Raw genomic sequence first — 20,751 nt, 5'->3', positions numbered from 1 at the left:
GGCGACCTTCCCAGCCGAATCTCTGGAATCGGCCGGGAAAGGGAACCACAATGGAGCCATGGAACAGAACCCGGCTCTGGAACACGAAACCACCCTCGAACACGCCCTCGATGTGGCACGGCGGAACGCCAAGGAAGCCAAGCGCCTCCTCGACGACGCCCGCGCCAAGCGCGAAGCCGGCGAGGTCGACGACGCACGCGTCAGCCAGTTGGAGGCGCTGCTGACCCTCGCCGAGGAGGACCTCCGCCGGGTTACCAGGGAACAATGACCCCTGAGCGCTAGCCTTTCCGGTGTCGCCGGACCGGTCCTCCACACTGTGGACAACCGGCCCGGCGACGGTGGCCCGGCCTACGCTGTGGTGGTGCAGCGCTCCCAGCCCGCCAGGGTCCTTCCGTGACCGCGACCTGGACCGATTTCCGGCGTGCCCGACGCCGATCCCGCCAGGCCTGGGCCCTGCTGGCCGCCGCGGGACTAACCCTGCTCGCCGCCCTCGGCTGGTTCTTCACCGTCGGCCAGTTTGCCCTGGGGGAGCCGCAAGCGGACGGCCCCACCGAGGCTCCCGTCCTCGCGGGGGCCTGGATGAAGCCTGTTACCCCGGTGCGGCCCGTGCCGGGCGGGAGCGCCGTCGAGGTCTTGGCGACGCTGCCGGTCAAAGGCCGGGCAGCCGCGAACAACTACGAGCGCACCGCCTTCGGCCAGGCCTGGCTCGACGTCGACCGCAACGGCTGCGACACCCGCAACGACATTCTTCGCCGCGACCTGGCCGGGGCCACCTTCACCGAGGGCTCCCGCTGCCGGATCGGCGCCGGTTCGTTCCGGGAGCCCTACACCGGCCGGAGCATCGATTTCCGGCGGGGTGCCGAGTCCAGCAAAGCGGTGCAGATCGACCACGTTGTGGCGCTGGGGGACGCCTGGCAAAAGGGCGCCCAGCAGCTGACGGCCGTGCAGAGACAGCACCTGGCCAACGATCCGCTGAACCTGATCGCCGCGGACGGCCAGGCCAACCAGGACAAGGGCGCGTCCGACGCCGCGAGCTGGCTGCCGCCGAACAAGGTGTTCCGCTGCCACTACGTCGCCCGGCAGATCTCGGTCAAGGCCGCCTACGGGCTGTGGGTGACCCCGGCCGAAAAAGACGCCATGAAGCGGATCCTTGATGCCTGCCCAGGGCAGCAGACGGTGGTGCCGCGCTGAGTGTTGCTGGCCCGAATCCCATGCTCATTGACAGTCGAAGCCACCGGGTCTACCACTGGGTTTATCAGCTAGGACCCACCATCAGGGTCCACCATTTGAGGAGCAGAAAATGGCTTACGGAGTTGTGCACTTTTTCCCGGGCGGAACCAAGGAACAATACGAGGCGTCCATCGCGGCGGTCCATCCCGGCGAAGGACGCTTGCCGGAGGGACAGATTTTCCACGCCGGAGGCGCGTCCGCCGGTGGGTGGACCATCATGGCGGTCCACGATTCGAAGGAGAGCTGGGAGAAGTTCCGCGACGGCATTCTGATGCCAAAGATGCAGGCCGGCATCCAGGGTGGCTTCGCCTCGCCGCCGGACGAGACGGTCGTTGACCTCTACAAAGTGCTGCCCTAGAAGCGGGTCTTCTCTCAGAGGAGCACTTTGGCCAGGCACCAGCCGGCGAGGAGCACGCCCAGAATCAGCATAGGTATGTTCCACCGCGAAGTGACCGTGGGGTCAGCGGAGTCCCCGGCCGCCGCGCCGTCGGCGTGCCGGGCGTCCTGCCAGGCTCTGACGATCGCGTCACGTCCGGTCGCCGGCTCGGAGTGCCTCATCCGCTCGTTGGACGGCAGCAATCCGAAGGGGCGCTGCTTCCAGTCCCGGGCGTGCTCGAAGCCTGCGGCGAAGGCACTGGGCGGAGTCGGAGCACCCCAGCTGATGTACTTATTCGCCCGGCCGTCAGCGTCACCGCGTGGCGGACTTCAATGTCGTCCACCGCGGCGAACGGGATCCGGTGCCGGCGCAGGCCATTCACCACCTCAAAGCCGTCGCCGTCGACGATCAGGCGCGGCCGCCATTGAGTCAGGTAGACGAGCAGGGACAGGACCGCCAACCACGGCGCGGCCGCCGCGGCGGCACCGGTCCTGCCCGCGAGCAGCAGCCAGCCGACGGCGACGGCGCAGCCCGCCCAGACCACGAGCGAGACCGCCCGGCCGGATGGATCCTTGAAAGTGCGAGCTTGCGGTGCTGAGTCTAACGGCGTCGTAGTTTTCCCCATGCGGCAAATCATGCCAGCGCGGCTGAGCTTTTCCCGCTTAGGCTCCGAAGTCCTGGGCCGCGAGTTCCGCTTCCAGCCGTTCGACGTCGTCCCGGTGGCACAATTCGGTGGCCCGCGTCGTGACGGTGGCGCTGCCCGCGGCGACGGCCGAGCGGAACGCCTCCGCCAGACTGCGCCCCTGGGCCAGCCGAAGGACAAAGGCCGCGAGGAAGCTGTCGCCCGCGCCGACGGTACTCCGCACGTCCACCTGCGGCACGGGCAGCCGGAGCGTGCCGCCCCGGGACGAGAGAACCGCGCCTCGGCCGCCGAGGGTCAGGGCAACAAGCTCGGTGGATCCATCGTCCACCAGCGCCATGGCGGCATCGAGTTCGCTTTGCTCGCTGTCCAGGGTAATGCCGAAATGCAGTCCGAGCTCCCGGCGGCTTGGCTTAATCAGGAAGACCCCTTCAGAGAGTGCGGCGGCCAGGGCCGGTCCGGAGGCGTCCACCACGCAGCGGGCATTCTGTTCCCGGGACAGCCGGGCCACCTCTGCGTAGAAATCATCCGGCACCCCGGGCGGAAGGCTGCCGCTGGCCACCACGAAGCCGCCCGGTTGGATGGAATCCGCCACGAGCGTTAAACAGAGGCGCCACTCGGACTCACTCAATTCCGGTCCTTGGAGGACAAAACGGAACTGCTTGCCTGTGGAGGCCTCGTCGACCGTGAAATCCTGCCGGGTGCTGCCCTGGATCGGCACCACGAGGGTGGGCAGGCGTTCGGCTTCGATCAGCCGCCGGTACGCCTCGCCCGTGGGACCGCCGGCGGTGTAAATGGCCAGCGGGCGTCCGCCGAGCCGTTGCACGACCCGCGCCACGTTGACGCCGCCGCCGCCCGGATCCAGCCGGCTGGGGCCGCACCGGAGCTTATGGCCGCTGGCGACCAGTTCGGTGCTGGTGCTGATGTCCAGGGCCGGGTTCACGGTGACCGTGAGGATGGGCAACACCTGCGCCGATGGGGATGCTTCCATGAGCCCAAGCATAGGAGACGCGGCCGCATCCCGGGCCGATGGCCCTAGCCCGGAGCAGGGTGCTGGGCAAGAATGGGCGCGGCAGGACACGCGGCAGGACGTACGCGGCCACGAGCGGAGTGGGAGCCATGGCACATCGCAAGGGAGGCGCCGGCAAGGCGGCGGGCGGGATAGCGGCCGGCGGGAAGGACCTGGCGGGCCAGTCCGGCGCCAAGGAGTCGCCGGAGGCGCCGGGCCGGCTACCGCTCGGGGTGTATGAGGCCGAACTGGCCCGGCTCCAGGCGGAGCTGGTTGCGCTGCAGGAATGGGTCCGCAGCACCGGTGCGCGGGTGCTGGTGCTCTTCGAAGGGCGCGACGCCGCCGGCAAGGGGAGCGCGATCAAGCGGGTCACGGAGTACCTGAACCCGCGGGTGGTCCGGATCGTGGCATTGCCGGCTCCGACCGACCGGCAACGCGGGGAATGGTATTTCCAGCGGTACGTCGAGCAACTGCCGGCGGCTGGGGAAATCGTGCTGATGGACCGCTCCTGGTACAACCGTGCCGGCGTCGAGCGCGTGATGGGGTTCTGCACCCCCGCGGAACACAAGCGCTTTATGGCCCAGTGCCCCGTGTTTGAGCGCCTGCTGATTCAGGACGGCATCCTCATGTTCAAATACTGGTTCTCGATCAGCCACGAAGAGCAGGAACGGCGGTTCAGGGCCCGGCTGGAGGATCCGCTGCGGCAATGGAAGCTTTCGCCGATGGACCGGGAGGCGATCCTGCGCTGGGAAGACTATTCCCGGGCCAAGGACGACATGTTCATGCAGACGGATACGGCGGAATCGCCCTGGTTCGTGGTTGAGGCAGAGGACAAACGGCGGGCCAGGATCAACATGATCGCCCACCTGCTCTCCAGCATCGACTACACCGAAGTCCGTACCGAGCCCGTGACCCTGCCGGAGCGGCCGCGAGCCGTCAATTACACCCGCCCACCGCGCGAGCTGTACCGCTATGTCCCGGACCACGCCGCCCAGCTGCTGAAACCCGCCGCGGAATAGTCCGGGGCCGGTCTCTGGCGAACCTAGTGGCCGAACGGATCCGGGTCCACGCCCGGCATCCAGGTCAGCCCGGGGATACCCCAGCCGTTCTTCTTGGCCTGCTTCAGAGCCTTGCGGGAGTACCGGTCGATCAGCCGGTTGACGTACAGCTTGCCGTCGAGGTGGTCGTATTCGTGCTGGATCACCCGGGCGAACCAGCCTGTCGCCTCGAACTCGACCGGCTTGCCGTCGCCGTCGAAACCCTGGACCCGCGCCCATTCGGCCCGTTTGAGCGGGTACTGCCCGCCCGGGAAGGACAGGCATCCTTCCTCTTCCTCGTCCGGGTCCGGAAGTGCGCCGGAGACCTTGGAGAGGGTCAGCACGGGGTTGACGACGACGCCGGACGGCGGGGCGCCGTCGTCGTTCTCGTATTTGTACACGAACAACCGCTTGCCCACGCCGACCTGGGGCGCGGCGAGGCCCACACCGTTGGCGGCGTCGTTGGTCTCGAACATGTCCGCGATCAGGGTGCGGAGTTCGTCGTCGAAGACCTCAACCTCGGCGGCCCGGCGGTGCAGCACGGGTTCGCCCCAGATTGTGATGGGAAGGACTGTCATGTCGAAAGAGTTCCTTTGGTGCTGGGGGTTGCTGGCGGCGGAGGGGTCAGTCCGCGATGGTGCGGCCGACGACGTCGCGCATGATTTCGTTGGTGCCGCCGAAGATGGTCAGCAGCCGGGCCGCCAGGAAGGCCTGCGCCACCGGGTACTCGAGGATGTAGCCGTAGCCGCCGTGCAGCTGCAGGCACCGGTCGGTGACGGACTTGGCCCGCTCGGAGGCCCACAGTTTCGCCCGGGCCGCGGAGCCGGCGTCGAGCTCGCCGGCGTTGAAGGCCTGGATGGCCCGGTCAACGTAGGATTCGGTGACCTCAACCTCGGTGAGGATGTCGGCCAGTTCAAAGCGGGTGTTCTGGAAGTCGATGATCCGCTCGCCGAAGGCATTGCGGTCCTTCGTGTAGTTGACCGTCGCCTCGTAGACGGCCCGGACGACGGCGGAGCTCGCCACGGCGATCGCGAGCCGGCCCTGGGGGAGCTGCCCGGCGGCGTACTGCAGGCCCTTGCCCTCCTCGCCGACGAGGTCCGTGTGCGGGACGCGGACGTTGTCGAAAAACAGTTCCGCGGTGTCCGATGCCTTCAGGCCCATCTTGTCCAGCTGGTTGCCCGTGGTGTAGCCCTCGCCCTTGCGCACCATAAAGAGGGAGAAGGAGTCGCGGCCGCCGCGCCCGGTGCCGCCGTCGGTGCGGGCAAGGACCAGCGAGGCGTCGCCGGAAATGCCGTTGCCGATGAACGTTTTCTGGCCGGTGATCAGCCAGTCATCGCCGTCGCGCACGGCCTTAGTGCGGATGCCGCGCAGGTCCGACCCGGCGCCGGGCTCGGTCCAGGCGACGGAGGTGACCGTTTCACCGGAGACCATCCCGGGCAGCCAGCGGCTCTTGAGGTCATCGGAGCCGTACGCCAGCAGGTGAGGCAGGACCAGGTCATCGTGCAGGTGGAAGGCCAGGCCGACGGCTAGGTGGTTGCTCCGGGCGAATTCCTCGTCCAGCACTGCGCGGAACCGGTAGTCGGCCATGCCCATGCCGCCGAACTCCTCGGGCACGGCGAGGCCCAGCAGGCCCTGCTCACCGGCCGCAGTCCACAGCGAGCGGGGCATCATGTGGTCCTGGTCCCACTGGGCGTAGTGCGGGGCAACCGCCCGGGAGTTGAACTCCGCTGCCATCCCACGGAACATCTCGTGGTCTTCTTCAAAGAGCTGGCGCTTCATGAGATTCCTTCCGTGGACGGACAACACTGGACAGACAAGGCTGGACAGACACAATCTGGACAGACAACAAAGGCCGCACCGGATAACCGGTGCGGCCTTTGGCAAGGTCGGACAATTCTGCCGTCCTTGGTGAGGGTGAGCGACGGGGGTTGAACCCGCGACCTCCTGGACCACAACCAGGCGCTCTGCCAACTGAGCTACGCCCACCATGTGCCCCGCCGTGACCACCGGCGAACCGGCTGTCTGGAAAGGCAACGACAAATAGCTTACCTGCTCCTTGGGGGTGGTTTTGCCAATTTCCCCGAATTCGCGGAAATTTTCCCCAAACGTGGTGCAGATTACTCCGCGGGTGCTGCCGCCCGTGCTTGCGCTGAGTCGTCCGCTGACGATTCCGCGTCCGATGCGGCAGCCGCCATGACGGACTTTGCGATCCGCTGCGCGGTGGCGCTGTCGGGACCCGGGGGCGGCACAAAGACCGCCTCACGGTAGTAGCGGAGCTCGTCGATGGAATCCTTGATGTCGCCCAGGGCCCGGTGGCCGCCGAGCTTGGCGGGGGACTGGAAGTACGCCCGGGCGTACCAGCGCCGGGAGAGCTCCTTGATGGTGCTGACGTCGATCACGCGGTAGTGCAGGTGCTCCACCAGTTCGGGCATGTCGCGGACCAGGAACACCCTGTCGGTGCCCACCGAGTTGCCGCCCAGCGGGGCCTTCTTCGGGTCCGGCACCCACTTCTTGATGTACTCCAGCACAACGGCCTGCGCTTCGGCCATGGTCTTGCCGCGGGGGAGTTCGGCCAGCAGCCCGGAACGGGTGTGCATGTCGCGCACGAAGTCGTTCATCTGGGCAAGCGCGGCGTCGTCGGGTTTGATCACGACGTCGACGCCGTCACCGAGGATGTTGAGCTCCGAGTCCGTCACCAGGGCGGCCACCTCGATCAGGGCGTCGTTCTTGGTGTCCAGGCCGGTCATTTCGCAGTCGATCCACACGATGCGTTCATTAGATATAGGCACCCGCCCAGCCTACCGTTCCGGCGCACCTGAGCGGTCCGGTGCTAGGATTTTGGCAACGCGGCCTTCGAAGATTTTCGTCATCGCGGCGCGCCCCCTCACTGCCTTTCGGGCCGGATGCGGGCCAAACCAGCTCCACAACAGATTGGACGACCCTGAGATGACGGCGCCTGTACCTGCGGCGGGGCAAACGGCTGTCGGTACGTCCCGCACCTCCCCGAAGGCAGGGGTTGCGGATGTGGACAACGCCGCCTCGCCGATCCTCTCCGGATTCCTCGGATCCGTGTTTATGGCGGTCGGGTCGCTCGGCGTCGGCTGGCTCGCCCCGGTCTCCGAACTGCGCCGGCTGCCCCTGTTCATCTGGATGCGCACCGAGGCCGTCGGCGTCGGACTGAGCATTGTGCTGCTGGCCGTCGGCGGAATGCTGCTGGTACGGGCCTGGCTCCGGCTGGGGCAGCGCGTGCGGCACTGGGGCGCGGGCGCGCGCAAGGCGACGCTGCTCGCGGTGGCGGCCTGGGGGCTGCCGATGATGTTCTCCGTCCCGCTCTTCAGCCGCGATGTCTACGCCTACATCGGGCAGGGCCGCCTGATGGTGGAGGGCTTCAACCCCTACGAGAACGGCATCTCGGCGCTCTCCAACTACTTCCAGCTCGGCGCTGACAAGATGTGGACCGAGGCGCCGGTGCCGTACGGGCAGCTCTTCCTCTGGATCGAGCAGCTCGTGGTCTGGTCCACCAACGTCCATCCCGAGGCCAGCATCATGCTGTTCCGGCTCGCGGCCCTGGCCGGCATTGTGCTCTGCGTGGTCTACGTGCCGAAACTGGCCGAGCTCCACGGCGTCAACCCGCACCGCGCCCTCTGGCTCACCGCCGCCAACCCCCTGTTCCTGACCAACTTCATCGCCAGCGTGCACAACGACGCCCTGATGATCGGCCTCGCCCTCGCCGGGCTCTACTACTGCGCCACGAAACGGGTGCTCTTTGGCCTGGTCCTCGTCACGCTCTCCATCTCGGTCAAACCCATCACGATCGTGTTCCTGCCGTTCATCGGCCTGTTGTGGGCGGGCAAAAATGCCGGCTGGCCGCGCAAATTCGTCTTCTGGGCGCTCACCGCGGGCATCAGCCTGGCCCTGCTGTACGGGATGAGCCTGGTCAACGGGTTCGGCTTCGGCTGGATCAACGGACTCTCCGCCCCGGGCAGCATCTGGATCTGGTACGCGCCGGTCGGGCTGCTCGGGCTCATTGTCGCCTCGATCTTCAATGCCTTCAGCCTGGACGGCTGGGGGATGGCCAAGTGGGTGTACGACGCCGGGAAGCTGCTTGCGCTGGGCGTCGTCGCCTGGCAGATCTTCCGGGGCGACTTCGACCGCCTGATGCGCCGCCTGACGCTGGCCTTTGCCGCCGTCGTGGTCCTGGCACCGATGATCCAGTCCTGGTACGTCGTCTGGCTCATCCCGCTGTTTGCGGTCACCGGCATCCGTGACGACTGGCAGGTCAAGGCCGTGTACTTCATCGTGTCCTTCTTTATGGTCTACGCCATTTCGGACCAGCTGGAGGTTTTCCCGTACCTGCAGACCGAGGACCTGGGCCTTGCCCTTGCGCTGGCCCGCAACGCCGCGGCCATTATCGCGCTGCTCTTTGCGCTGTACCTGATCTTCCTCGACCCGAAAACCAAACAGCTCTTCAGCAAGCCGGCGGAGCCGGTCACCACCCGTCCGGTCATCTAGGCGTCCGCACGAAGTTTCCGCAGCGCTTCCGTGCGCGACAACGGGCTGAGCTGATCCCAGTGCTGTTGTACGAACGCGCGCACCCATTCCGGGTCGGTGGCGGAAAAATCGCGCAGCGCCCAGCCGATCGCCTTCCGGATGAAGAACTCGGAATCGGCCAGGTTGGCCTCGATGACAGCGGCCAGCAGGGCTCGGTCGGTGGCGGCCTTCGCCCCCAGCTGGGCGGTGATGGCGGACCGCCGGATCCAGAAGTCCGGATCCGTGCTCCAGCGCAGCAGCACCGGCGACATGTCTTCCCGGTGGGTCTGCAGCAGTTCGCAGAGCCGGTGGGAGACCCCGTCCACCAGATCCCACCAGGCGCCGGTCCGGATGATCTCCTCGTACAGCGGGAGCATGCCGAGCGCGCCGCCGGCCAGCCGAAGGCCGGCCAGATCGATGGCCGCGTAGCGCTCCTCCCGCCAGCGCGCTCCGCGCCACAGCTCCAGGACCGCCGACTGCAGCTCCGCCAGGGAGCCGGGAGGCAGCTCCCTGGCGGCGGCTTTGACGATCCGCCGGACCTCCGGAACGCGGACCCCCAGCGAAGGCATCTCGGACTTCATGTACGCCCGGGCCCCTGCCGCCCGGAGAGGATCGGCCGCCGCCTGCAGCCGGGACCGGATGGTGGAGATCAGTTCAGCGGGGGCCATGAGACCACTTTAGCCACGCACCCGCCGGCCCTAGAGTTAGGGCATGTCGATGATCAAGAGCCCCGCCGAGATTGCCCTGATGCGCGAAGCCGGCCGGGTTGTGGCCACCACGCTGGAACGCGTCCGAGACGCGGCCGCCGTCGGCGTGTCCCTGAAGGAACTGGACGAGCTGGCTGCGGAGACGATCGCCGGGGAAGGGGCCACCCCGGCCTTCCTGAACTACCGTCCACGCTGGGCCTCGGTGCCGTTCCCCGGCGTGATCTGCACGTCCGTTAACGACGCCGTGGTCCACGGCATCCCCAACGACTACCGGCTGGCCGACGGCGACCTGCTCAGTGTGGACTGCGGCGCTTTCCTCGAGGGCTGGTGCGGCGACGCGGCCATCAGCTTCATCGTGGGCACGGCGGAACCGGTGGACCAGGCGCTGATCGCCGCCACCGAGGAAGCGCTGGCACGCGGCATCGAAGCCGCGCGCATCGGCAACAAAATGGGCGATCTGGCCTACGCGATCGGCGGCGCGGCACGCCGGGCGGGCTACGGGTTGCTGGCCGACCACGGAGGCCACGGCATCGGCAAAACCATGCACGCGGAACCGCCCGTGCCCAATGAAGGCCGTCCCGGCCGGGGCATCAAGTTGACCGAGGGGCTCGTCATCGCGATCGAACCCATGCTGATCCTCGGCGGCAAGGACGACTACTACCACGACGAGGACGAGTGGACGCTCCGCTCGGCCAACGGACGCCGGGCAGCGCACAGCGAGCACACGGTCGCGATCACGGCCGACGGCCCGAAGATCCTGACGCTGCCCTAGGGCGGGTGAACTACGCCGGGCCGCGGGTTATCAGCGGGTCCGTGTGCTTTGGCCAGCCAGCCGGACGCGTTGACGATGGGTTGCAAGCCGCAGCTGAATGATGCGTGCCGCTCCGGCGATGGCGACCAGCACGCCGCCGCCGACCGCGGCAATGAAGAGGGCAATTCCGAGCGGAACCGAGCCTTCGAGGCCAAAGAACTTCACTTGGACGTAGACCTGGTTTTGCAGAATGAAGACGATGAGCAGGACCAGCACCACGAGTGCGCTGGCAACGGCGGCCCAGACCATGCCCGCGCGGGTGACCTGACGGGGTCCCGGGGCGGACGACGGCGACGTTGACGCTGCCGCGGGGAGTGTTTCCTCCCGGGAGCCGGGCGGGGCGTCCGTTGTCGCTGGGTACTGCGGGCTCGGGCCTTCTTTCGGCTCCTGGGGATCGAATCCGCTGGGTATCTGGGTCATGGCGGCCGTACCTTTCGGTTGCGGGCGGGCTGTCGGGCATTCCCAATATCCCGTTTGTCAGTCCAATACTAAGGGTACTGACGACCGGGCGGGCGCACGTGCGGTTGGCAGCCGGCGGGGGACGGTATAGCGTCACAGCCAAGGGGCCGCCCTGAGCGGGCGGTTCAGGCGAGGAGGCATGGCCGTGACGATCGTCGACAACGCCGTTTACGTGGACGGGTACCGGACCGCGGACCCGGAGGACCTGGACGAGACCTATTTCCTGTTGCGGCAACGCCAGGGGATGGCCTGGATCGGGCTCTACCGCCCGGACGCCCCGGAGCTCCGCTCGGTGGCCGAGGAATTCGACCTGAACCATTTGGCGGTGGAGGATGCGCTCGCCGGCCACCAGCGCGCCAAACTCGAGCACTACGGCGACACCCTGTTCCTGGTGCTGCGGCCGGCCCGCTACCTGGACGAGGTGGAGAAAGTCGAATTCGGCGAGATCCACGTCTTCACCGGCCCCGACTTTGTGGTGACCGTCCGCCATGCCGAATCACCGGACCTGGCCCGGGTACGGCGCCGGATGGAAGCCGAGCCCGAGTTCCTGGCCCTCGGCCCGGACGCCGTACTGTACGCCATCCTGGACCAGGTGGTTGATGAGTACGAGCCCGTGGCCGCCGGCCTGGAGAACGACGTCGACGAGATCGAGGATGAGCTCTTTGCCGCCGATCCCGGCGTCTCCCGCCGGATCTACGAGCTCTCGCGGCAGGTGATCATGTTCCAGCGCGCCACGGCTCCGCTGACCGCGATACTGCAGGCGCTCAGGGCGGGCAGCCCCAACCGGGTGCCCGGGCCCGAACTGCAGGACCACTTCCGGGACGTCCTGGACCATGTGCTGCGCCTGAGCGAACGGATCACGGCATTCCGGGCCCTGCTGCAGAATGCGCTCGCGGTCAACGCCGCGCTCGTGGCGCAGCGGCAGAACGACGAAATGCGGCTGCTGACGGAATCGAGCATCGCCCAGAACGAGCAGACGAAGCGGATCTCATCCTGGGCCGCCATCCTCTTCGCCCCGACGCTCATCGCCTCGATCTACGGTATGAATTTCCGCCTGATCCCTGAGCTCGACTGGGTCTTCGGCTATCCCATGGCCCTGGGGCTGATGCTGGCGATGGGGCTGGGGCTCTACCTGACGTTCCGGCACAACAAATGGATCTGACCGGCTGACGGCCGGCGCCGTGAAATGAGGTGGTTGCGGCTCTGGCCGGCGGATGATCCGCGGCCAGAGCCGCACTTTTGTGCCCCAGGAGGGAATCGAACCCCCGACCGGCGGATTAGAAGGCCGCTGCTCTATCCCCTGAGCTACTGGGGCGCGTGTGGCGCGCCGTCNGGAGGATCCGCGCCCACCCCCCCACTTTTGTGCCCCAGGAGGGAATCGAACCCCCGACCGGCGGATTAGAAGGCCGCTGCTCTATCCCCTGAGCTACTGGGGCGCGTGTGGCGCGCCGTCCGGCTGCTGCCGGGGGACGCCTCAAGAAGTTTACAGTGCCCGGTGGGCGCCGCCGGTCAGGGCGCCCGGAGATTCCCGCATGCCTGTCGCCGCTTCGCGAGAGGCTGCTTCGGCTGGAGACCCGCCGGCTGCCCGTGGGTTTGTCCACATAGCGCAGGTGGGCCCTGCCGCTGGCCCGGCCCCGGCGTGAAGCTGGGATGGCCAGCAAGACTCATCGAGACAGGACAGCGCAATGAATGACAGCATCACGGTCCGCGGCTTCGTGGCCACGGAGATCAAGACGTCCACGACGCCGGGTGGCGTCGCCACGGCCAACTTCCGGCTCGGCTCCACCGGGCGGCGCTTCGACCGGTCGGCCAACGCCTGGGTGGACGGCAACACCAACTGGTTTACGGTGCAGGGCTACCGCCAGTTGGCCGGAAACATGGGCTGCAGCATCAAGAAAGGCCAGCGGGTCATCGTCGTAGGCCGGCTCAAGATGCGCAGCTGGGAAAAGGACGGCCGCATCTACCACGTGGCGGAAATAGACGCCGAGTCCGTCGGCCACGATCTGATGTGGGGGTCCGCAAACTTCACCCGGAACGCCGGCAACGGCCCGGTGCCGGGCCAGGAAACCGCGGCCGCCAACCGCGGGGAGGGCGTGCCCGACGCGCCGGACGACGCCGACCGCGGGCCGGATGCGGACCGGGACGACGCCGCAGACCACTCCCAGGATGACGAACCGGAGTTCGACGAGGAGACCGGTGAGCTGAAGGAGGCCGCCGCCTGAGCCGCGGTTATCGGCCCGTGGCGCCTGCCCCGCGCGCCGGGTGCAGGGCTCCGGCGTGCGGCACCGGGAATGTGAGTTATCCCGGTGTAAGCACTAGATTTGTAGGCATGGCGGAATTTATCTACACAATGACCAAGGCCCGTAAGGCCGTTGGCGAAAAACTTATCCTCGACGACGTGAGCATGTCCTTCTTCCCGGGGGCCAAAATTGGTGTTGTTGGCCCGAATGGTGCCGGTAAGTCCACCATTCTCAAGATCATGGCCGGCCTGGACACTCCCTCCAACGGCGAAGCCCGGCTGAGCCCCGGCTACACCGTCGGCATCCTGCTGCAGGAGCCGCCGCTGAACGAGGAGAAGACCGTTCTGGGCAACGTCCAGGAAGGCGTGGGCGAGATCTACGGCAAGATCCAGCGCTTCAACGAGATCTCCGAAGAAATGGCCAGCCCCGACGCTGACTACGACGCCCTCCTCGAAGAGATGGGCCAGCTTCAGGAAGCCATCGACGCCGCCGACGCCTGGGACCTCGATTCCCAGCTCGAGCAGGCCATGGACGCCCTGCGCTGCCCGCCGGCCGACGCCGACGTCACTCTGCTCTCCGGTGGTGAGCGCCGCCGCGTCGCGCTCTGCAAGCTCCTGCTCCAGAAGCCGGACCTGCTGCTCCTTGACGAGCCCACCAACCACCTCGACGCCGAGAGCGTCCTGTGGCTCGAACAGCACCTCTCCAGCTACCCCGGCGCCGTCCTGGCCGTTACCCACGACCGGTACTTCCTCGACCACGTGGCCGAATGGATCGCCGAAGTGGACCGCGGCCACCTGTACCCGTACGAGGGCAACTACTCCACGTACCTCGAAAAGAAGCGCGCCCGCCTGGAGATCCAGGGCAAGAAGGACGCCAAGCAGGCCAAACGCCTGGCTGAGGAACTCGAATGGGTCCGCTCCAACGCCAAGGGCCGCCAGACCAAGTCCAAGGCCCGCCTCGCCCGCTACGAGGAAATGGCTGCCGAGGCCGACCGCACCCGCAAGCTCGACTTCGAGGAGATCCAGATTCCGCCGGGACCGCGCCTGGGCGGCCTGGTCCTGGAGGCCAAGAACCTGCAGAAGGGCTTCGAGGACCGCACCCTGATCGACGGACTGACCTTCACGCTGCCGCGCAACGGCATCGTCGGTGTCATCGGCCCCAACGGCGTGGGCAAAACCACGCTGTTCAAGACCATCGTCGGGCTGGAGCCCCTCGACGGCGGCGAGCTGAAAATCGGCGATTCGGTCAAGATCTCCTACGCGGACCAGAGCCGCGGCGGCATCGACCCCAACAAGACCCTTTGGGAGGTCGTCTCCGACGGGCTCGATTTCATCCAGGTCGGCCAGGTCGAAATGCCGTCCCGCGCCTATGTTGCCGCGTTCGGCTTCAAGGGACCGGACCAGCAGAAGAAGGCCGGGGTGCTGTCCGGCGGTGAGCGCAACCGCCTGAACCTGGCGCTGACCCTGAAGCAGGGCGGAAACCTGCTGCTCCTTGACGAACCGACCAACGACCTCGACGTCGAAACCCTCAGCAGCCTCGAAAACGCCCTGCTCGAATTCCCGGGCTGCGCCGTCGTGGTCTCGCACGACCGCTGGTTCCTGGACCGGGTGGCGACCCACATCCTGGCCTACGAAGGCGACGAGGAGAACCCCTCCAAGTGGTACTGGTTCGAGGGCAACTTCGAATCCTACGAGGAGAACAAGATCGAGCGCCTCGGCCCCGACGCGGCCAAGCCACACCGCGTGACCCACCGCCGCCTCACCCGCGACTAGATCCCGCCGGGCCCGCGACGGCCACAGAAAAAGGCCGGCTCCCCAGTTCACACTGGGGAGCCGGCCTTCTTTGTGGGTGCCGCTCAGGCGCGGTCGGCCTTGCGCATCTGGTGCTGCAGCACCTTCGTCTGCACTGCGCCCTTGACCTTGTTCTTGAAGTCCGTCGGCACGCGGATCATGCCTTCCTGCGCCACGGTGGCCACGTGCCGGCCGTCGCGGCTGAAGATCTTGCCGGTGGCGAGGCCGCGGGCGCCTTGGGCGCTGGGGGACTCCTGGACGTAGAGCAGCCACTCGTCCACCCGGACCGGCCGGTGCCACCACATGGCGTGGTCCAGGCTCGCGACGGACATGCCCGGAGTAATCCAGCTCATCCCGTGCCGGCGCAGCACGGACTCCAACAGGGTGTAGTCGCTCGCGTAGGCCAGCGCTGCGCGGTGCATCTCCGGGTCGTCGGGCATGGGCCCGAACGTGCGCATCCAGACCGCGTTCCGGGCCTCCTTGGGACCCTTCGCCGACACATACAGGGCCGGATCCACGTGCCGGATGTCGAAAGGCCGCTCATAGGCCCAGTGCCGGGCCACCGGGTGGTCGTACTTGCCCAGCAGGTCGGCAGTGCTCGGCAGCGATTCCGGGTCCGGGATGCCCGCCGGCATCTCGGTCTGGTGCTCGATGCCCTCGTCCTCGTCCTGGAAAGACGCGATCATCGACAGGATGGGCATGCCCTCCTGGTACGCGTGAACCCGCCGTGCGGAGAACGACCGGCCGTCGCGCAGCCGCTGGACACCGAAGGTGATGGGCTTGTTGGCGTCGCCGGGACGGAGGAAGTAGCCGTGCATGGAGTGCACGCCGCGGCCCTCCGGGACGGTGCGACTGCCGGCCACCAGGGACTGCGCCAGGACCTGGCCGCCGAACACACGCTGCCGCGGCTGCTTCTGGGACGGGCCCATAAAGATGTCCTCGTCCGTCCGCGCGCCCTCCAGCTCGCCGAGGGTCAGGAGTTGGATGAGCGAGGAGGTGGGGTCCTCGATGGGCAGCGCCTGCAATCCGGCTTCGGCTTCAGTCATGGTTTGACTCTAGACGGCACCCCGGCACCGCTCAAAAGAGGCACAGCCGGTAGAGTCAAGATTGTGTCTGACGTCCTCACCCAGCCCCTGCAGTTCACCGATCCCCGCGACCTTGACGACCTGCGCACCTTCGCAACCCGGGCCCGGGCGGTCGACGACGGCGCCATCCGGCTGACCGCGTCCGGGCCGGTCCTGGCCGCCTACGTCTGCGTGCTCCGGCCCCGCCTGCTGGGGGAGTCGACCCCCACCATCCTGGGGCTCCGGACCGTGGCCCTGGCCCGGTCGGCCGAACTCGACGTGACGGTCCCGCTCGCAGCCGTGCTAGACCGGCTGGCACGCGCAGTTGCCGATGACGTCGAACTGCCGGTGCCGCCGATGACCGTCACCGAATCGTGGGCCGGCGTCGGCGCTCCCCGCACGGGGTGGGAACCGCTGGGCGCCCTGCCGGACGCGGCCCTGCGGCAGGCAGCGGAAGCCGGGATCACCGAGATCGCCGCCATAATCCCGGACAAGCCGGGCGCCCTGATCGTCAACAACGCGCGGGCCACCGTCTGGGGCCGGCCGCTGCCCGACGCCGGGGGACTGCCCGCCGGGGCCGCGTTCGCCGCGCTGACCCTTGGTTTCCTGGCCGACGGCGAACAGAGCCTCTTCCGGGCAGGCCGGTGGTACCGGCTCAGCAGCGCCCGCGGACACGTCCTGGTCCGCGCCGGCTCAGGACTCCAGTCGGCACTGTCCGCCGACGGCGCCTAGCCGGGGCTCACTTCAGAACCGGAGGATGTTCAGCTCCGCGGCGGGCTGGAAGCCCAGCCGGGCGTAGAAATTGCGTGATGCCGGCGACGGCGAGAGCACCATCCGTGCCGCCTTGATGCCCTGCGAGAACTCAATCGCGGCTTCGACCAGTTGCGCTCCGATGCCGGCATTCCGGAAGACCGGCAGCACGTAGACATTCCCCAGGTAGACCCAGCGGGAGGGGTCCTTCCCGGGTTTGGGCATCCGCTCAAGGACCAGCAGGTTGAGCATCCCGACAAGCTCGTCGTCCCGCTCGGCAACAAAGAACTTCCGCGGGTTGGCATCCATCCAGCCGCTGTACACGTCTTCGAAGTCCGGATCGTCGACAAGCCCGGGATCCTGCTCCGCGGCCCACGTTGCCCTCAGCGCTGCAAGGGCGGGCCGGTCTTCGCTACGTTCCTCTCGGATGATCAGCATGGGTTCACCCTACTGTCCGGGGTGCCCGCACACGGCAGATGAAACGCTTGCCGACGGATACCCGGCCGGGTATTATTGGGGCAGAAAGACCCCGGAGACATTCCCCCAAGTGCCTCCGGGGTCTTTCCATCTCTAAAACCAGGCCGGGCGCCCCAGTGCGCCGGCATTGCCGCCTCTGTGATACTTGGCGCATGAGCAGCCTGTCCGTGCTGGATCCACCTGTCGAGCGGCACCCCCGTTTCAACCGGGCCTTACATCCGGACCGCGGCTGGATCCGGGTGCTGCGCTTCGCGGTGGGTGTCCTGGTGCTCGTCGCCCTTGTCCAGAAGACATACGATGCGACGCGCCCTGGCAACGACGTGGATGTCGCCCAGCTCTACTCCGAATTCACGGTGCAATCGAACCTTGCCCTCGGGCTGGTGCTGGTGGCCGCGGCTGCCCGGCCGCGGGTCCGGCTGCCGCACTGGTGGGACAGCCTGTCGGGTGCGCTGGCTTTGTACCTGGTGATGACGGGCATCATCTACGTGGTCCTTGTGGCTCCGCCGGACGAGCCGTGGTGGAGCCTGGACATGTACTGGCCCCAGCTGGTGCACCACCGTCTGGCTCCGCTGATCGCCGCGTTGGATTGGCTGCTGGTCACCAGGACGGTCCGTGGCAGCTGGTGGCGTCCGCTGGCGTGGCTCGGCTATCCGGCCGCCTTCCTCATCTTCTCGTGGGTGCGCGGTGGCATCGACGGCTGGTACGTCTACGACTTCCTCGATCCGACCCTCGAGGGCGGGTGGGGCGCCGCGCTCACGACGACGGCGCAGGTGCTCGCCGCGTTCCTCGTCGTCGCCGTTCTCCTGCATGTCGCGGGGAATATTCGTGCGTGGCTGGCCGCTCCGCGCCTGCAGCGCTAGGGAGCCCTTAGGCCCCCGAGGGGCTGTTGACCATGGAGAGCGCGGCGCGTTCCATGTAGTCCCAGAGAGTGCCCTCGTAAAGGGGCGGCAGCTCCAGGGCGTCCACGGCGGTGCGCATGTGGTGAAGCCAGGCGTCCTTGGCTTCGGGCGTGACGCGGAACGGCTGATGCCGCATCCGGAGCCGCGGGTGGCCGCGCTCCTCGCCGTAGGTGGTGGGACCGCCCCAGTACTGTTCGAGGAACATCAGGAAGCGGCGCTTGGCCGGGCCGAGGTCTTCCTCCGGGTACATCGGGCGCAGCAGCGGATCAGTGGCGACGCCGTCGTAAAACACGTCGATGAGCTTCACGAAGGTCTCGTGGCCGCCGACGGCGTCGTAGAAGTTGTCCGTGTAGCCGGGCTGGCTGAAGGGATCGTTCTGCATCAGCTGCTTGGGCTGGCGGGGTTCGCCGGCGGTGGGGATCGTCATTCTTATTCTCCGGCCTGTTGCTGGGGTGCTGATCCGGCGTCGTCCGCCGGTGGGCTGTCGGGGGAAACATAGGTGCCCTGGGAGCGGTTGCCCACCCTCAGGATCTCGCCGTTGCGCAGGTACCAGATGGTGCCGTCCTCGGCCCTGACCCGGGTGATGCGCAGCCCCATGGACTCCACCGTGCCCACTACCTCGGAGGTTTCGATCACGTCACCGATCCCGTACTGGTCCTCGATCGTAATGAAGATGCCGGCCAGGAAGTCCCGGATCAGCTGCTGCGCGCCGAAACCGATGGCCACGCCCAGGATGCCGACGCTGGTCAGCAGCGGGGCGATGTTCACGTTGAGGTTCTGCAGGACGTACATCACCGTGATGATGACGACGAGCACGCTCGCCACGCTGTTGAGCAACGAGCCGATGGTGTTGGCACGCTGTTCGCGCCGCTGATGGTCCAGCGCACGCAAGGCAGGGGCAACCCAGCGGAAGTGGGGCTTTTTGAAGAACGAGGTTCCTGCGGCGACGCTTTTGGTGATCCCGGCGATCACGAAGGACGCCACCAGCCACGTGGCTACGCCGACGCCGATGCTGATCAGGACGCCCGGCAGGTTGACGGCCGAAATGTCCGGCGGCGTGATGGACTCGGCGGAGGTCAGGCGGTACATCAGCGCGGTGTGCTCCTTCGCGCGCCCGCGTTCGCCGGGCGCATAAGACTCTGTTCAGCTTCAACATTAGCGCCGTAGCGTGGCACCATGCGCATCCTGGTCCTCGGCGGTACCGCCTTCCTCTCAGCAGAAATCGCCCGACAGGCCGTCGCCGCCGGCCACGAGGTCATGTGCCTGGCCCGCGGCACACAGTCCGCCCCGCCGGAGGGGGCCACATGGCTGCAGGCGGACCGTTCGCAGGGCCCGGCTGCCTACGCCGGCGCCGTCCACGCCGGTGAGTGGGACGCCGTCGTCGAGGTGGCCAGGGACCCCCGGTACGCGCTGGAGGCGCTCGAAGCCCTGGCTACCAGCGCGCGGCACTGGACGTTTGTCTCCAGCTGCTCGGTCTACGCAGACCATTCCGTCCCGGGTGCGGCCGAGGACGCCGCCGTGCTGGCCCCGCTGGCGCCCGGCGCCGAGGCGACCCCGGAAACCTACGGCGAGGCGAAGTCGGCGATTGAACTCTCGACGGCGAAACTCGCCGCGGGCAAGGCGCATCTGTGCCGCGCCGGGCTGATCGGGGGACCCGGGGACGGGTCGGACCGCTACGGCTACTGGCCCGCCCGCTTCGCCCGGGACTCCGGCCCGGTGCTGGCGCCTGACATTCCCGCCGACCCCACCCAGGTCATCGATGTCCGCGATCTGGCCGCCTGGGTGCTCACAGCGGCCGCGGCCGGCGTCACGGGGGCGCTGAACGCCGTCGGCGAGCCGGTGCCCTTTGCCGCGTACCTCGAAGAATCTAGGCGGCTCGCCGGGTCAAGCGCCGACGTGGCGGCCGCTCCGGCCGGCTGGCTGGCCGCACGCGGGGCGAACTACTGGGCAGGGCCGGACTCGCTGCCGCTCTGGCTACCGCCAGGCCACGACGGCTTCGCCGCCCGCAGCAACGCAGCGGCGCGGGCCGCCGGGATGAGTGTGCGCCCGTGGACCGAGACACTGAGCGACACCCTGGCCGACGAACGCCGCCGCGGACTCGACCGGGCCCGCAGGGCCGGCCTGAGCCCGGCGGCCGAGCGCCGCTTGCTGCAGGAGTTCGAGGCCGAGTTTCAGTCCGCCTGAGCAGCCACACCCGGATCGACGGCCGCCGAGGGCTCATGCCGGACCGGGAAATTGACGCTCCGGGCGATGAAGCACACCGCATTGGCGCCGTGGTGCAGCTCCGCCATCAGCTCGTCGGCCACCGGAGCCGCCGTCGTGACACGGGGCTTCAGCGTGACCGACTCGAACTGGCCGCTGCCGTCCCGGTTGGTCCGCATCACGCCCTCGGCCCGGTCCTCGTAGCCGGTCACTACCACCCCGTGCTTGACGGCGACATGGAGGAAGGAGAGCATGTGGCACTGCGAGAGCGCGGCCAGCAGCAGCTGCTCGGGGTTGTACCGCTCCCGGTCGCCATGAAAGGTCGGGTCCGCCGAGCCTTTGAGCACTGGCAGCCCGGGGATCTCGACGTCGTGGTCCCGGGAGTAGCCGCGGTAGGAGGAGGTCCCCTCGCCCAGGTTCCCGGTCCACCGGACGGTCAGCGCGTAGTGGTGCTCGTCGAGGCTCATGCCGCCAGTCTAGCGGCGCGAAAACGCCAAGACCCCGGCGCCGCCATGCGGTGCCGGGGTCCT

Annotated in this window: 25 protein-coding genes and 3 tRNA genes; 12 read left to right on the top strand and 16 right to left on the bottom strand. The window is 67.8% G+C overall.

Going from position 1 to position 20,751, the window contains the following annotated elements; translation table 11 throughout:
• Positions 1 to 58 precede the first annotated feature (58 nt).
• From ABLI39_RS00730 to ABLI39_RS00720, 3 genes are all read left to right on the top strand, one after another.
• Positions 59 to 268: a hypothetical protein gene (locus ABLI39_RS00730; protein WP_349411420.1), complete on the top strand. Its 210-nt coding sequence runs from the start codon at positions 59 to 61 to the stop codon at positions 266 to 268.
• Positions 269 to 393: 125 nt separating this feature from the next.
• Positions 394 to 1,191: an HNH endonuclease family protein gene (locus tag ABLI39_RS00725; RefSeq protein ID WP_349411419.1), complete on the top strand. Its 798-nt coding sequence runs from the start codon at positions 394 to 396 to the stop codon at positions 1,189 to 1,191.
• A 109-nt stretch (positions 1,192 to 1,300) separates the two neighbouring features.
• Complete coding sequence (locus ABLI39_RS00720; RefSeq protein WP_349411418.1) at positions 1,301 to 1,588, top strand: hypothetical protein; 288 nt, start codon at positions 1,301 to 1,303, stop codon at positions 1,586 to 1,588.
• A gap of 14 nt (positions 1,589 to 1,602) precedes the next feature.
• Here ABLI39_RS00720 and ABLI39_RS00715 read toward each other — a convergent pair whose 3' ends face one another.
• From ABLI39_RS00715 to ABLI39_RS00705, 3 genes are read right to left on the bottom strand one after another with little or no spacing between them, the layout of a single operon-like run.
• Positions 1,603 to 1,788: a hypothetical protein gene (locus tag ABLI39_RS00715; protein WP_349411417.1), complete on the bottom strand. Its 186-nt coding sequence runs from the start codon at positions 1,786 to 1,788 to the stop codon at positions 1,603 to 1,605.
• On the bottom strand, positions 1,785 to 2,231 hold the full coding sequence (locus tag ABLI39_RS00710) for a PH domain-containing protein (RefSeq protein ID WP_349411416.1): 447 nt from the start codon (positions 2,229 to 2,231) through the stop codon (positions 1,785 to 1,787). Before ABLI39_RS00710 ends, ABLI39_RS00715 begins: the two co-directional genes overlap by 4 nt.
• 37 nt (positions 2,232 to 2,268) lie before the next feature.
• Positions 2,269 to 3,237: a 1-phosphofructokinase family hexose kinase gene (locus tag ABLI39_RS00705; RefSeq protein WP_349411415.1), complete on the bottom strand. Its 969-nt coding sequence runs from the start codon at positions 3,235 to 3,237 to the stop codon at positions 2,269 to 2,271.
• A 128-nt stretch (positions 3,238 to 3,365) separates the two neighbouring features.
• On the opposite strand from ABLI39_RS00705, the gene ppk2 reads away from it, so the two are divergent.
• Positions 3,366 to 4,274, top strand: coding sequence for a polyphosphate kinase 2 (gene ppk2 / locus ABLI39_RS00700; protein ID WP_349411413.1), 909 nt, complete (start codon positions 3,366 to 3,368; stop codon positions 4,272 to 4,274).
• 23 nt (positions 4,275 to 4,297) lie between these two features.
• On the opposite strand, the gene def is transcribed toward ppk2, so the two are convergent.
• From def to orn, 4 genes are all read right to left on the bottom strand, one after another.
• Complete coding sequence (gene def, locus ABLI39_RS00695) at positions 4,298 to 4,870, bottom strand: peptide deformylase (protein ID WP_349411412.1); 573 nt, start codon at positions 4,868 to 4,870, stop codon at positions 4,298 to 4,300.
• A 46-nt stretch (positions 4,871 to 4,916) separates the two neighbouring features.
• Positions 4,917 to 6,071, bottom strand: a complete 1,155-nt coding sequence (locus ABLI39_RS00690) for an acyl-CoA dehydrogenase family protein (RefSeq protein ID WP_349411411.1) — start codon at positions 6,069 to 6,071, stop codon at positions 4,917 to 4,919.
• Between the two features lie 134 nt (positions 6,072 to 6,205).
• Positions 6,206 to 6,278, bottom strand: a tRNA-His gene (locus ABLI39_RS00685).
• A 131-nt stretch (positions 6,279 to 6,409) separates the two neighbouring features.
• Positions 6,410 to 7,039, bottom strand: a complete 630-nt coding sequence (orn, locus tag ABLI39_RS00680; RefSeq protein WP_497900329.1) for an oligoribonuclease — start codon at positions 7,037 to 7,039, stop codon at positions 6,410 to 6,412.
• Here orn and mptB point away from each other — a divergent pair.
• Positions 6,966 to 8,804 carry a polyprenol phosphomannose-dependent alpha 1,6 mannosyltransferase MptB gene (mptB, locus tag ABLI39_RS00675; RefSeq protein ID WP_349411409.1) on the top strand — a complete coding sequence of 613 codons (1,839 nt, stop codon included), beginning with the start codon at positions 6,966 to 6,968 and terminating at the stop codon, positions 8,802 to 8,804. The two genes, orn and mptB, sit on opposite strands and share 74 nt — an antisense overlap.
• On the opposite strand, the gene ABLI39_RS00670 is transcribed toward mptB, so the two are convergent.
• Positions 8,801 to 9,490: a DNA alkylation repair protein gene (locus ABLI39_RS00670; protein ID WP_349411407.1), complete on the bottom strand. Its 690-nt coding sequence runs from the start codon at positions 9,488 to 9,490 to the stop codon at positions 8,801 to 8,803. The two genes, mptB and ABLI39_RS00670, sit on opposite strands and share 4 nt — an antisense overlap.
• Before the next feature lie 43 nt (positions 9,491 to 9,533).
• On the opposite strand from ABLI39_RS00670, the gene map reads away from it, so the two are divergent.
• Positions 9,534 to 10,301, top strand: coding sequence for a type I methionyl aminopeptidase (map, locus tag ABLI39_RS00665; protein ID WP_349411406.1), 768 nt, complete (start codon positions 9,534 to 9,536; stop codon positions 10,299 to 10,301).
• Between the two features lie 30 nt (positions 10,302 to 10,331).
• Here map and ABLI39_RS00660 read toward each other — a convergent pair whose 3' ends face one another.
• On the bottom strand, positions 10,332 to 10,760 hold the full coding sequence (locus ABLI39_RS00660) for a LapA family protein (RefSeq protein ID WP_349411405.1): 429 nt from the start codon (positions 10,758 to 10,760) through the stop codon (positions 10,332 to 10,334).
• A gap of 184 nt (positions 10,761 to 10,944) precedes the next feature.
• On the opposite strand from ABLI39_RS00660, the gene ABLI39_RS00655 reads away from it, so the two are divergent.
• A complete protein-coding gene (locus ABLI39_RS00655; RefSeq protein WP_349411404.1) occupies positions 10,945 to 11,961 on the top strand; it encodes a magnesium and cobalt transport protein CorA in 1,017 nt (338 codons plus the stop codon).
• 80 nt (positions 11,962 to 12,041) lie between these two features.
• On the opposite strand, the gene ABLI39_RS00650 is transcribed toward ABLI39_RS00655, so the two are convergent.
• Together ABLI39_RS00650 and ABLI39_RS00645 are read right to left on the bottom strand one after the other, a co-directional pair.
• Positions 12,042 to 12,114 (bottom strand) — tRNA-Arg (locus tag ABLI39_RS00650).
• A gap of 48 nt (positions 12,115 to 12,162) precedes the next feature.
• Positions 12,163 to 12,235, bottom strand: a tRNA-Arg gene (locus ABLI39_RS00645).
• A 249-nt stretch (positions 12,236 to 12,484) separates the two neighbouring features.
• Between ABLI39_RS00645 and ABLI39_RS00640 the strand changes: the two genes are divergently transcribed.
• Together ABLI39_RS00640 and ettA are read left to right on the top strand one after the other, a co-directional pair.
• Positions 12,485 to 13,021, top strand: coding sequence for a single-stranded DNA-binding protein (locus tag ABLI39_RS00640; RefSeq protein ID WP_349411402.1), 537 nt, complete (start codon positions 12,485 to 12,487; stop codon positions 13,019 to 13,021).
• A gap of 107 nt (positions 13,022 to 13,128) precedes the next feature.
• Positions 13,129 to 14,811 (top strand): energy-dependent translational throttle protein EttA, encoded by a 1,683-nt coding sequence (gene ettA / locus ABLI39_RS00635; protein WP_146337334.1) that lies wholly within the window; start codon positions 13,129 to 13,131, stop codon positions 14,809 to 14,811.
• An 83-nt stretch (positions 14,812 to 14,894) separates the two neighbouring features.
• Here ettA and tesB read toward each other — a convergent pair whose 3' ends face one another.
• A complete protein-coding gene (gene tesB / locus ABLI39_RS00630; RefSeq protein WP_349411400.1) occupies positions 14,895 to 15,875 on the bottom strand; it encodes an acyl-CoA thioesterase II in 981 nt (326 codons plus the stop codon).
• A 63-nt stretch (positions 15,876 to 15,938) separates the two neighbouring features.
• Between tesB and ABLI39_RS00625 the strand changes: the two genes are divergently transcribed.
• On the top strand, positions 15,939 to 16,625 hold the full coding sequence (locus tag ABLI39_RS00625; RefSeq protein ID WP_349411398.1) for a DUF8185 domain-containing protein: 687 nt from the start codon (positions 15,939 to 15,941) through the stop codon (positions 16,623 to 16,625).
• 12 nt (positions 16,626 to 16,637) lie between these two features.
• Here the strand turns inward: ABLI39_RS00625 and ABLI39_RS00620 are convergent, their stop codons facing one another.
• Positions 16,638 to 17,081, bottom strand: a complete 444-nt coding sequence (locus tag ABLI39_RS00620; protein ID WP_349411397.1) for a GNAT family N-acetyltransferase — start codon at positions 17,079 to 17,081, stop codon at positions 16,638 to 16,640.
• Positions 17,082 to 17,272: 191 nt separating this feature from the next.
• Here ABLI39_RS00620 and ABLI39_RS00615 point away from each other — a divergent pair, with 191 nt between their 5' ends.
• Complete coding sequence (locus ABLI39_RS00615) at positions 17,273 to 17,980, top strand: Pr6Pr family membrane protein (RefSeq protein ID WP_349411395.1); 708 nt, start codon at positions 17,273 to 17,275, stop codon at positions 17,978 to 17,980.
• Positions 17,981 to 17,987: 7 nt separating this feature from the next.
• On the opposite strand, the gene ABLI39_RS00610 is transcribed toward ABLI39_RS00615, so the two are convergent.
• Together ABLI39_RS00610 and ABLI39_RS00605 are read right to left on the bottom strand one after the other, a co-directional pair.
• Positions 17,988 to 18,446 carry a globin gene (locus ABLI39_RS00610; RefSeq protein WP_349411394.1) on the bottom strand — a complete coding sequence of 153 codons (459 nt, stop codon included), beginning with the start codon at positions 18,444 to 18,446 and terminating at the stop codon, positions 17,988 to 17,990.
• A 2-nt stretch (positions 18,447 to 18,448) separates the two neighbouring features.
• Positions 18,449 to 19,108, bottom strand: a complete 660-nt coding sequence (locus tag ABLI39_RS00605) for a mechanosensitive ion channel family protein (RefSeq protein WP_349411393.1) — start codon at positions 19,106 to 19,108, stop codon at positions 18,449 to 18,451.
• Positions 19,109 to 19,195: 87 nt separating this feature from the next.
• On the opposite strand from ABLI39_RS00605, the gene ABLI39_RS00600 reads away from it, so the two are divergent.
• On the top strand, positions 19,196 to 20,203 hold the full coding sequence (locus tag ABLI39_RS00600; RefSeq protein ID WP_349411392.1) for an NAD-dependent epimerase/dehydratase family protein: 1,008 nt from the start codon (positions 19,196 to 19,198) through the stop codon (positions 20,201 to 20,203).
• Here ABLI39_RS00600 and ABLI39_RS00595 read toward each other — a convergent pair.
• Complete coding sequence (locus ABLI39_RS00595) at positions 20,191 to 20,688, bottom strand: OsmC family protein (RefSeq protein ID WP_349411391.1); 498 nt, start codon at positions 20,686 to 20,688, stop codon at positions 20,191 to 20,193. The genes ABLI39_RS00600 and ABLI39_RS00595 overlap by 13 nt on opposite strands.
• Positions 20,689 to 20,751: the final 63 nt, after the last annotated feature.

The sequence above is a fragment of the Pseudarthrobacter sp. B907 genome (assembly GCF_040137805.1).
In the GTDB taxonomy this organism is placed as follows: domain Bacteria; phylum Actinomycetota; class Actinomycetes; order Actinomycetales; family Micrococcaceae; genus Arthrobacter.
This window is presented reverse-complemented; position numbering and strand designations above follow the sequence as displayed.